We start from the raw sequence: 9,276 nt of genomic DNA, 5'->3' as shown, positions 1-9,276 counted from the left end.
CACTTAAGTGCGCGGCTGCCGGACTACATGGTGCCGAGTGCGTTCGTGCGGCTGGCGGCGCTTCCGCTCACGGTGAACGGCAAGCTCGATCGGAAGGCGCTGCCGGCGCCGGCCGATCAGGCCTATGCGCTGGCGGCCTACCAGGCGCCGCAAGGCGCGGTCGAGACCGCGCTGGCGCGGATCTGGGCCGAGCTCTTTGGTGTCGAGCGCATCGGGCGCAACGACCACTTCTTCGAACTGGGCGGCCACTCGCTTCTGGCCGTGCAGATGTCGAGCCGGCTGTCACAGGCTGTCGGGGTCGAACTGCCGCTGTCGACGCTGTTCGCAAGGCCAGTGCTGACTGACCTGGCGGCAAGCATCGTCGAGCTGTTGAGCCGCTCCGGTCCGCAAGAGCTGCCGTCGATTGCGACCGTGTCGCGTCATGAGCCGCTTGTGCTGTCGTTTGCGCAGCAGCGGCTATGGTTTTTGGCGCAGCTGAATGAAGGCAGCACGAACTATCACATTCCGCTGACCTTGCGATTGCGCGGGATGCTCGACCACGGCGCCTGGCAGCGCAGCCTTGACCGTCTGTTTGCGCGTCATGAGGCGCTGCGCAGTGTTTTTGTCGCGACGCAGGGCAAGCCCCGGGTTGAGGTTCTGCCGCCGGATGCGGGACTGCCGATAGTTGAGCACGATCTGCGGGAGAGATCGGATGCGCAAGCGGCACTTTTGGATCTTCGCCATGAAGAGGGGCGCACGCCATTCGATCTTGCGCGCGGTCCGCTGATCCGCGGGCGACTGGTGCGGATGTCGGATGAGGAGCACGTCTTCCTGCTGACCCAGCATCACATCGTCTCGGACGGCTGGTCGATGGGCGTGCTGCTGCGTGAACTTAGCCAGTTTTACCGGGCATTCGAGGCTGGGCAGGACGATCCTCTGCCGCCGCTTGCGATCCAGTATCCGGATTACGCCGCCTGGCAACGCCAATGGCTGTCAGGGGAACGGCTGCAGAAGCAGGCGCAGTATTGGCGCAGCGCCCTGGCAGGCACGACCCGTCTTGTCTTGCCGACGGACCATGCGCGGCCTGCCCAGCAGTCGTTTGTCGCGGCCACGGTCCCGATCATCGTCGATGCGGATTTGACGCGGGAGCTGAAGCGGCTGAGCCTGCAGCATGGCACGACGTTGTTCATGACAGTGCTGGCGGCCTGGGCGGCGGTGCTGTCGCGTCTTTCGGGGCAGGACGATCTTGTGATTGGCGTGCCGAGCGCCAATCGGGGGCACCGGCAGATCGAAGAGCTGATCGGGTTCTTCGTCAACACCCTCGCGCTTCGGCTGGACCTCTCGGGCAAGCCAAGCGTGTCCGAGCTTCTGGAGCGGACGCGGCGCACGGTGCTGGCTGCGCAGGAGCATCAGGACCTGCCGTTCGAGCAGGTGGTGGAGATCGTGCAGCCGCCCCGGGCTCTTGATCACACGCCGTTGTTGCAGGTGATGCTGGCCTGGGAGAACAATGCGGTTGGAGCATTGGACCTGCCGGGGCTGAGTGTCGAAGCTGCCGGGGACGAGCTTGATCAGGTCGAGTTCGATCTGGAGCTGAGCCTTGGCGAGCATGGCGAGGAGATCGCCGGAACGCTGGGTTATGCCACGGCGCTGTTTGATCAGGCGACGATCGAGCGGCAGCGTGGTTATCTGCTGGCGCTGCTGCAGGCGATGGCTGCCGATGCGCAGCAAGAGGTTCACCGGATTGAGCTGCTCTCGACTGCCGAGCGCACCTATCTGCTGGAGGAGCTGAACCGGACGGCGGCGCCGTACCCTGCGGAGCGGTGCATCCACGAGCTGTTCGAGACGCAGGTGCACAAGGCGCCGGATGCGGTGGCGGTAGTCTGCGAAGATGAGCGGCTAAGCTATGGCGAGCTCAATGCGAAGGCCAACCGCCTGGCACATCACCTGATCGCCCTCGGGGTCAAACCTGGGGATCGCATTGCCACTGTGCTGGACCGCTCCGTCGCTCTTCTGGTGGCGCAGCTGGCCATTCTGAAGGCCGGCAGCGTGTATGTACCGATCGATCCCGCCCTTCCGTCGGCGCGACAAGAATTGTTGATGGCCGATTGTGCTGCACGCTTGGCGCTTTGCGCTGATGATCTGGTTGAGGCGACGATACCTGCTCGTGCTATTGAGCCGCTCATAGCTGGAACGGGATGTAGTTCCGATCCTGGACTGGCGTTGAGCGCTGAAACTGCCGCTTACGTCATGTACACCTCCGGCTCAACTGGCCTTCCCAAAGGAGTTGTTGTTCCTCATCGTGCCGTCAACCGGCTCGTGATCAACAGTGGGTATGTGAAGATCGATGCAGGAGATCGGGTGGCATGGGCTGGCAATCCCGCCTTCGACGCAAGCACATTCGAAGTATGGGCGCCGCTGCTTAACGGTGGTTGCATTGTTGCCATGCATGCCGCCACCGTCAGGGATACTCCCAGTTTTGCCCGGGCGCTTGAACAGCACGGGGTGACGTCACTGTTTCTAACAACAGCATTATTCAACCAATATACATCATCGATTGCTCCGACGTTGGCGCAACTGAAGCACGTCCTCTGTGGGGGCGAGCCCGGTGATCTTGCCTCGTTTCTGAGATTGCTGAAAGAAAAAGGCCGCGTACGTCTCATTCACTGCTACGGGCCCACCGAGACGACGACTTTCGCGACGATCTGGACTTGCCCGGCTGACTTCAATGGGTCAGTGGTCCCGATCGGGCGTCCAATCGCCAACACGCGGGTGTACCTGTTGGATGGCCATGGCGGGCTGGTGCCGTTCGGCGCGGTGGGCGAGCTTTACATTGGCGGGGCGGGAGTGGCACGGGGCTACCTGAACCGCCCTGAGCTGACAGCCGAGCGGTTCATCGCCAGTCCGTTTGTCGAGGGCGATCGGCTGTACCGGACCGGCGACCTTGCACGTTATCTGCCGGACGGCAATCTTGAGTTCCTGGGCCGTAACGACGATCAGGTGAAGATCCGCGGCTATCGCATCGAGCCGGGCGAGATCATAGCAAAGCTTTGTGAGCACGCCTGGGTGCGCGAGGCGGTGGTGGTGGCGCGCCAGAACGGCGCCGGCGACAAGCATCTGATCGCCTATGTGGTCTGCGCGCCCGAGGCCGGCTCGGACGAGGGCGATGGAAGCGGGCTTGCGGGCGCCTTGCGGGCGCACTTAAGTGCGCGGCTGCCGGACTACATGGTGCCGAGTGCGTTCGTGCGGCTGGCGGCGCTTCCGCTCACGGTGAACGGCAAGCTCGATCGGAACGCGCTGCCGGCGCCGGCCGATCAGGCCTATGCGCTGGCGGCCTATGAGGCGCCGCAAGGCGCGGTCGAGACCGCGCTGGCGCGGATCTGGGCCGAGCTCCTTGGTGTCGAGCGCATCGGGCGCAACGACCACTTCTTCGAACTGGGCGGCCACTCGCTCTTGGCCGTGCAGATGTCGAGCCGGCTGTCACAGGCTGTCGGGGTCGAACTGCCGCTGTCGATGCTGTTCGCAAGACCAGTGCTGAGTGACCTGGCGGCAAGCATCGTCGAGCTGTTGAGCCGCTCCGGTCCGCAAGAGCTGCCGTCGATTGCGACCGTGTCGCGTCATGAGCCGCTTGTGCTGTCGTTTGCGCAGCAGCGGCTATGGTTTTTGGCGCAGCTGAATGAAGGCAGCACGAACTATCACATTCCGCTGACCTTGCGATTGCGCGGGATGCTCGACCACGGCGCCTGGCAGCGCAGCCTTGACCGTCTGTTTGCGCGTCATGAGGCGCTGCGCAGTGTTTTTGTCGCGACGCAGGGCAAGCCCCGGGTTGAGGTTCTGCCGCCGGATGCGGGACTGCCGATAGTTGAGCATGATCTGCGGGAGAGATCGGATGCGCAAGCGGCACTTTTGGATCTTCGCCATGAAGAGGGGCGCACGCCATTCGATCTTGCGCGCGGTCCGCTGATCCGCGGGCGACTGGTGCGGATGTCGGATGAGGAGCACGTCTTCCTGCTGACCCAGCATCACATCGTCTCGGACGGCTGGTCGATGGGCGTGCTGCTGCGTGAACTTAGCCAGTTTTACCGGGCGTTCGAGGCTGGGCAGGACGATCCTCTGCCGCCGCTTGCGATCCAGTATCCGGATTACGCCGCCTGGCAACGCCAATGGCTGTCAGGGGAACGGCTGCAGAAGCAGGCGCAGTATTGGCGCAGCGCCCTGGCAGGCACGACCCGTCTTGTCTTGCCGACGGACCATGCGCGGCCTGCCCAGCAGTCGTTTGTCGCGGCGACGGTCCCGATCATCGTCGATGCGGATTTGACGCGGGAGCTGAAGCGGCTAAGCCTGCAGCATGGCACGACGTTGTTCATGACAGTGCTGGCGGCCTGGGCGGCGGTGCTGTCGCGTCTGTCGGGGCAGGACGATCTTGTGATTGGCGTGCCGAGCGCCAATCGGGGGCACCGGCAGATCGAAGAGCTGATCGGGTTCTTCGTCAACACCCTCGCGCTTCGGCTGGACCTCTCGGGCAAGCCAAGCGTGTCCGAGCTTCTGGAGCGGACGCGGCGCACGGTGCTGGCTGCGCAGGAGCATCAGGACCTGCCGTTCGAGCAGGTGGTGGAGATCGTGCAGCCGCCCCGGGCTCTTGATCACACGCCATTATTCCAGGTGATGCTGGCCTGGGAGAACAATGCGGTTGGAGCATTGGACCTGCCGGGGCTGAGTGTCGGAGCTGCCGGGGACGAGATTGATCAGGTCAAGTTCGATCTGGAGCTGAGCCTTGGCGAGCATGGCGAGGAGATCGCCGGAACGCTGGCTTATGCCACGGCGCTGTTTGATCAGGCGACGATCGAGCGGCAGCGTGGTTATCTGCTGGCGCTGCTGCAGGCGATGGCTGCCGATGCGCAGCAAGAGGTTCACCGGATTGAGCTGCTCTCGACTGCCGAGCGCACCTATCTGCTGGAGGAGCTGAACCGGACGGCGGCGCCGTACCCTGCGGAGCGGTGCATCCACGAGCTGTTCGAGACGCAGGTGCACAAGGCGCCGGATGCGGTGGCGGTGGTCTGCGAAGATGAGCGGCTAAGCTATGGCGAGCTCAATGCGAAGGCCAACCGCCTGGCACATCACCTGATCGCCCTCGGGGTCAGGCCGGACCAGCCGGTTGCGATCTGCGTCGAGCGCAGTGCGATGATGGTGGTGGGGCTTTTGGCGATCCTGAAGGCCGGCGGGGCGTATATGCCGCTGGACCCGGCCTATCCGTCGGCGCGGCTGCATCAGGTGCTCGACGATGCGGCGCCGCGGCTGCTGCTGGCCGATGTGGCCGGCCGTGCCGCCTTCGGCGCGGATGTGCCGGCCAATGTGAGCGTGGTGGAGCTCGATGCTGCGGCGCCGGCCTGGGCCAGCCTGCCGGAAGGGGATCCTGACCCGCGCGCGCTCAGCCTGACCTCCTGCAATCTCGCCTATGTGATCTACACCTCGGGATCCACGGGCACGCCCAAGGGGGCTCAGAATGAGCATCGGGCTATCGTTAATCGCCTGATCTGGATGCAGAACGCCTATGGTCTGATGGCAACAGACGTGGTGTTGCAGAAGACGCCATTTAGCTTCGACGTCTCGGCCTGGGAGTTTTTTTGGACTTTGCTTGAAGGGGCAACGCTGGTACTGGCGTCGCCCGGTGCGCACAGAGATCCCGATGCATTGGTCGACTTGATCGTCAGCCAGCGCATCACGACGGTTCACTTCGTGCCATCCATGCTGGTCAGCTTTTTGGATGCGAAGAGTGTTGACCGCTGCACATCGCTGCGGCGAGTTTTATGCAGCGGCGAGGCGCTCCCTGCCGCAAGTGTGCATAGGGTTCGACAGGTATTGCCCTGGACGGCCCTGCACAATCTCTACGGTCCGACTGAGGCCGCGATCGACGTTACATCCTGGAGCTGCCCGGCTGAGTTTGATGAGGCCATGGTCCCGATTGGCCGTCCTATTGCCAACACGCGGGTCTACTTGCTGGATCATCATGGCGGGCTGGTGCCGTTCGGTGCGGTGGGCGAGCTCTGCATTGGCGGGGCGGGGGTGGCGCGGGGCTACCTGAACCGCCCTGAGCTGACAGCCGAGCGGTTCATCCATAGTCCCTTTGTCGAGGGCGACCGGCTGTACCGGACCGGCGACCTGGCACGCTACCTGCCGGACGGCAATCTGGAGTTTTTAGGCCGCAACGACGAGCAGGTGAAGATCCGCGGCTTCCGGATCGAACCGGGCGAGATCGTCGCGCGGCTTTGCGGCCACGCCTGCGTGCGCGAGGCGGTGGTGGTGGCGTGCGAGGATGGTCGCCGCGAGCAGCGCCTCGTTGCGTATGTCGTTGCCGCTGAAGCTAAGGAATCTGATCTTGCCGGCGCTTTGCGGGCGCATGTGAGTGCGGGGCTGCCGGACTACATGGTGCCGAGTGCGTTCGTGCGACTGGCGGCGCTTCCGCTGACGCTGAACGGTAAGCTCGATCGAAACGCGCTGCCGGCCCCGGGCGACGAGGCGTATGCGCGCCGGACCTACGCCCCGCCTCAGGGCGAGATGGAGAGGGTGCTGGCGCAGATCTGGGCCGAGCTGCTGGGGCTGGAGCGGGTCGGACGGGACGATAACTTCTTCGAACTGGGAGGGCACTCGCTCTTGGCGGTGCAGATGATCGAGCGTCTACGGCGGCGGTCACTGCGCATCGAGGTGCGCACCTTGTTCGTCAAGCCGGTGCTGGCGGATCTGGCTGCAAGCCTGGGCCGCCATCACGAGGTGGCGGTCCCGGCCAACCTGATCACCGAGCGGAGTGCGGCGATCACGCCGCAGATGTTGCCGCTGATCGAGCTGACGCAGGGCGAGATCGACCGGATCATCGCCACGGTACCCGGCGGGGTTTGCAACATCCAGGACATTTACGGCCTGTCGCCGCTGCAGGACGGCATCCTGTTCCATCATTTGCTAGCGGCAAAGGGCGATCCGTACCTACTGGTGTCGCAGATGGCGTTTGCCGAGCGTGGGCTGCTCGACCGCTATCTTGCCGCGGTCCAGCGGGTGGTGGATCGGCATGACATCCTGCGTACCTCGTTTGTCTGGGAGGGCTTGTCGCGCCCGGCCCAGGTGGTGTGGCGGGAGGCGCGTCTGGAGGTGATCGAGGTCCAGCTGGATGGCGCTCATGGCGCTGGAGCCAAGCAGCTCAGGAAGCGATTTGACCCACGTCGGCACCGCATCGAGCTTGGCCGGGCGCCATTGCTGCGGTTTGTGATTGCGCGCGAGCCCGGAAGCGCGCGCTGGCTGCTGCTGGAGCTGCAGCATCATCTGATCGGGGATCACACGACGCGGGAGGTGATGCATGCTGAGGTCCGGGCCGAGCTGGAGGGGCGCCAGCATGAACTGACGGCGCCGCAGCCATTCCGCAATCTGGTGGCGCAGGCGCATCTACGCCGTGATGACAAGGCCGATGAAGCGTTCTTCCGGGAGCTGCTGGCCGACATCGACGAGCCGACCACGCCCTTCGAATTGAGCGAGGTGCGCGGCGACGGAGGCGGGGTTCGAGAGGCGCATCGGATGCTGCCATCAGTTCTCCATGCGAGGCTGCGCGAACAGGCGCGGCGGCTGGGCGTCAGTCTTGCGAGTCTGTGCCATCTGGCGTGGGGACAGGTGGTGGCGCGCAGCAGCGGCCGCGAGCAGGTGGTATTCGGCACGGTGCTGTTAGGCCGACTGCAGGGCAGCGCTGGCGCCGACCGCGCCATGGGGTTGTTCATCAACACCCTGCCGCTGCGGCTTGATCTAGATGAGACCGCCGTCGAGGCGAGCGTGCGGATGACGCAGGCCCGGCTGGCCGACCTGCTGGCGCATGAGCATGCCCCGCTGGCGCTGGCACAGCGCTGCAGCGCTGTTGCGGCGTCGGCACCGCTGTTCAGCACGCTGTTGAACTACCGTCACAACACGGCGCCGGCTGTGCCCGGCTCCGGGACGGATGATGTCTTGTCGGGCATGGAATGGCTGGGTGGAGAGGAACGCACCAATTATCCCCTGACCTTGTCGGTGGAGGATTTTGGCGAGGCGCTGGGCCTCACTGTGCAGGCGGCGGAACCAATCTCGGCGGATCGGATCTGCGGCTACATGCAGCGGGTGCTCGAGCAGCTGGCAAAGGCGCTGGAGCATGCCCCGGATACGCCGGTACGCGAGCTGGACATCTTGCCGGCTGAGGAGCGCACCTATCTACTGGAGGATCTGAACCGGACGGCGGAGGCCTATCCATCGGACCTGTGCGTCCATGAGCTGTTCGAGGCGCAGGTGCAAAAGGCGCCGGAGGCGGTGGCGCTGGTCTGCGAAAACGAGCGGCTGAGCTATGGCGAGCTCAACGCGCGGGCCAACCGCCTGGCGCATCATCTGATCGAGCTCGGGGTTAAGCCGGACCAGCCGGTTGCGATCTGCCTCGAACGCAGTCCGGCGATGGTGGTTGGTGTCTTGGCGATCCTCAAGGCTGGCGGTGCCTATCTGCCGCTGGACCCAGCCTATCCCAGCCAGCGGCTGCATCAGGTTGTCGACGATGCCGCGCCGCGGTTGCTGCTTTGCGACGTCGTCGGTCGCGCCGCACTCGGCCCCAAGGTGCTGACCGATGTGACGGTCATCGATCTGGAGACCGCCACGCCCGCCTGGGCCGATCGGGCGGCATCAAACCCTGACCGACGCACGCTTGGCCTCACAGCGTGCCATCTCGCTTATGTGATCTACACCTCAGGCTCAACCGGAAGCCCAAAGGGAGTCATGGTCCAGCATCAGGGGTTGGTCAATCTGCTGTCGGCTCAGGTCGGCCTCTTTGGCGCTTCTTCCAACAGCCGCGTCGTGCAGTTCGCCTCCATTGCTTTTGATGCAAGCGCTTGGGAGCTTGTCATGGCGTTTGGCTCCGGAGCCGCTTTGCACTTGCCTGCGGAAGAGATCCGTCAAGCGATTAACAAGCTATCGGATTATCTCCAAAGCGAAGCCATCACCCACGCGACGTTACCCCCAGCGTTGCTTCAGACAAGCAAGGATCCGGAAGGTTTGGCTGCGCAAGTTCTCATTCTTGCTGGAGAGCTGCCGAAGCCCGAACTCATCCGAAGTCTGACCCCAGCATCAATTGTCAACGCTTATGGCCCGACTGAGGCGACAGTCTGCGCGACGATCTGGACTTGCCCGGCTGACTTCAATGGGTCAGTGGTCCCGATCGGGCGTCCAATCGCCAACACGCGGGTGTACCTGTTGGATGGCCATGGCGGGCTGGTGCCGTTCGGCGCGGTGGGCGAGCTTTACATTGGCGGG

General features: G+C 64.2%; 1 protein-coding gene. It reads left to right on the top strand.

Annotation, left to right across the window (positions count from 1 at the left end; translation table 11 throughout):
- The coding region (locus tag GGD65_RS39850) for a non-ribosomal peptide synthetase (protein ID WP_210317541.1) at window positions 1-9,276 on the top strand (9,276 nt) is incomplete at both ends.

Source organism: Bradyrhizobium sp. CIR18 (genome assembly GCF_014198295.1).
In the GTDB taxonomy this organism is placed as follows: domain Bacteria; phylum Pseudomonadota; class Alphaproteobacteria; order Rhizobiales; family Xanthobacteraceae; genus Bradyrhizobium.
Note: the sequence above shows the minus strand (reverse complement) of the source record. Positions and strands in the feature narration are given on the sequence as shown.